The following is a 3,085-nucleotide window of genomic DNA, read 5'->3' as shown; positions in this document are numbered from 1 at the left end:
CATGGTCGCCAGGAGCGGAACTCTCAGGAACCACAGCAGGCGCGGCGTGCCGCTGAGAACCTGCTGGGTGCGGCTCTTTTGCGTTTGAGATTAATGCATAATCTTTCAATGGGATAGCCGGTGTGGGAGTGTTCATGCTGCGCGGATGAGGGGGGATATCGACACTCCGACGGGATATCTGGTGGGCATACGGCGATGCGGGCCCGCTCTGGGATGACACGTCCTGCTTACACCGGCGGGGCGTCGCTCCCTTTTGCTCTCATCTACATTTTTCTGCGGTTCAGGGCTGGACATTTCTCCTCCGGTTCGCTACCCTAGATCTGGCGTAGGAGCACCTGCGGTGGCGAACCTGGTAGACAGCCTCGGTTTCCGCTGCGGCGGCCGAATGTTCGCGGCCGCTGAGATCGCGTTGATTCGCGAGGTGGTGGACACCTGTCGGGGCCTGAGTCGAAAAGAACTGGCCAACACAGTCAGCGAGTTGGTGGGCTGGACGCGTGCCAATGGTTCGCTAAAGGAAGCCGAATGCCTCATGCTGCTGGCGCGGCTGGAAGCGCAGGGACAGCTCCGCCTGCCCGCGAAACAGCAGACGCGACCGGTCGGGTCAGTCACATCGATTCCGCGGACGGCCGCGGGCGAAGCGGGCGTGCCGCTGAGCGGGCGCGTGGAAACGTTTGCCCCGGTGTGCGTCGAGCGTGTGGCGGACGCGGGGGCGCGGCAGCGGTTTCGTGAACTGGTCGGCCGCTATCACCCGCTCGGCTACAAAGTGCCATTCGGCGCACACCTCCAGTATCTGGTCTGGATTAGCCGGCCCGTGCCCACGGTGGTAGGCGGCCTGCAGTTTTCCAGTGCGGCGTGGCGGCTCCAGGCCCGAGATCGGTGGATTGGGTGGGACGAAGCGACCCGTGCACGCCATTTGCAGCAGGTGGTCAATAACAGCCGGCTCTTGCTGCTGCCCTGGGTCCACATCCAAAATTTGGCGAGTGCCACATTAGCCGAGGCCCTGCGGCGTTTGCCCGCGGATTGGCAGGCTCAATACGGCGTCAGGCCGCTGCTGGCGGAGACCTTCGTGGACCCGGCGCGCTATACCGGCGCCTGCTACCGGGCGGCGAATTGGGTGGAGATTGGGCAGACCAGTGGGCGCGGTCGCGAGGATCGCCAGCATCGCCGTCACGGTGCCCGGCCCAAGCGGGTGTTCGTGTATCCCTTGAGACGCGATGCGCAGGCGCGCCTGCGGGGAGAAAGCGGACGTCCATGAGCGCCCTGCCCTGTCTGGCGGACCCCTTTGCCGGGGCGGACCAAGCCTATGCGAGCATCAGCGAGTTCCTACGTTCGAAGGAGGCGTGCCAGGTGAAGCATAGTGAGCTGGAACGACAGTTGGAGGGGATGGGGCGGGAGTTGCTGCGAAAATTGCTGCAGGCCCATCTGGACCTGCGCCAGCCGGGCCAGGCGGTCGAACCAGTGTGCGATGCCGCGGGCACGCCGCTCACGCCCACCGCCGTCCAGGAGCGCAGTCTGGAGAGCATCTTCGGCGCTGTGGAGGTGGCCCGCACCGGCTATCGAGCCCCAGACACACCCAGTCTGCATCCGCTCGACGGTGCGCTCAATCTCCCGCCGGAGAAGTACTCGCTGGAAGTGCGGCGCCGGGCGGCGATGGAAGCGGCCAAGAGCTCGTTTGACGAGGGGATCAAGACGCTGGAGGTGTATACCGGTGCGCACGTGCCCAAGCGTCAGTTCGAGGAACTGGTGATCCGGGCGGCGCAGGATTTCGAGGCGTTTTACGGGGATCGCCAGACACGCGCTCGCGCGGATCCCCACTCGGGATCCATCCTGGTTCTGACGGTGGATGGCAAGGGCGTGGTCATGCGGCCCGAGGATCTGCGCGAACCCACGCAGCGCGCGGCAGCGGCGCGGGCCAAGACCTTCACGGCGCGGCTGGGGAGCGGGCGCCGGCTGCATGCCAAACGGATGGCCGCGGTGGCTGCCATTTATACCGTAGAGCCGTTTATTCGCACGGCCGAACAGATCCTGCCAGAGTCTCCCACGCTGGAGGAAACGGGGCCCGCGCGGCCACGGCCCGAACACAAACGGGTCTGGGCCAGCCTGGCGCAGTCGCCGGAAGCGGTGATCGGGGAGATGTTCCAGGAAGCGGCACGTCGGGACCCGAAGCGGCAGAAGCGCTGGGTCGCGCTGGTGGATGGCAATCTTCCGCAGATCGATCATCTTCAGCGGTTGGCGGAGGAACGGAAGATACCCCTGATCATCATCGTGGACTTCATCCATGTGGCGCAGTATGTGTGGAAGGCGGCGGGGGCCTTTTTCCCCGGTCAGGAACTCGAACAGGACCGCTGGACGCGAGCGCATCTGCTGGAGATTCTGCGCGGCAAGGCCAGTCTGGTGGCGGCGGGCATGCGCCGCAGTGCCACGCTTCGGGAGATGGCCGTGGTGGAGCGGAAGCCGGTGGACGACTGCGCCGACTATCTGCTCAACTACTCGCCGTACCTGCAGTATGACAAGGCGCTGGCCGAGGGGGTTCCCATCGCCACCGGGGTCATTGAAGGCGCCTGTCGTCATCTGGTCGAGGACCGGATGAACCTGACGGGTGCGCGCTGGAGTTTAAGCGGAGCCGAAGCGGTGCTCCGCTTGCGCGCCTTGCGCTCCAGCAACGACTTCGATGCCTATTGGCAGTTTCACGAGCAACGGGAATATGAACGCCACCACGCCTCGCGCTACGCCGATCACCGTGTGCCAGAAACCGCCCCGTCGGTAGCCAACTCATCCCGGTCTAGTCGTCGCGGCACGCTGAGAATCGTTCCCAGACAAGGAGAGTCGTAGGGAGCTCTCACACCTGCGAAGCTCCCTCACACTCAGAGAATCACAAGATCCAAAAGAGCTGCACCCTTTGCGCGAACAGAGCCAGCGGAATAACGGCGATCGCGATGGCCCTGGCGATGACCCGCAAGGCGTGCACGGACATCAAACTTTACCCCCGCGTACCTATATCGGAACCAGAGAACGATGTCAAGGCCTTTGGCCAACAGGCCTTTGGCCACAGGCCCCTGGCCACAGATGGGCCGCAGGGCGCTTG

General features: G+C 64.6%; 2 protein-coding genes. Both read left to right on the top strand.

What is annotated here, in order from left to right:
- Positions 1 to 340 precede the first annotated feature (340 nt).
- Positions 341 to 1,255, top strand: a complete 915-nt coding sequence (locus VMS96_12640) for a Druantia anti-phage system protein DruA (GenBank protein HVP44274.1) — start codon at positions 341 to 343, stop codon at positions 1,253 to 1,255.
- On the top strand, positions 1,252 to 2,832 hold the full coding sequence (locus VMS96_12635) for an ISKra4 family transposase (protein ID HVP44273.1): 1,581 nt from the start codon (positions 1,252 to 1,254) through the stop codon (positions 2,830 to 2,832). The genes VMS96_12640 and VMS96_12635 overlap by 4 nt, the downstream gene beginning before the upstream one ends.
- Positions 2,833 to 3,085 lie beyond the last annotated feature (253 nt).

The sequence above is a fragment of the Terriglobales bacterium genome, from assembly GCA_035543055.1.
Lineage (GTDB): Bacteria > Acidobacteriota > Terriglobia > Terriglobales > Acidobacteriaceae > JAIQFD01.
This window is presented reverse-complemented; position numbering and strand designations above follow the sequence as displayed.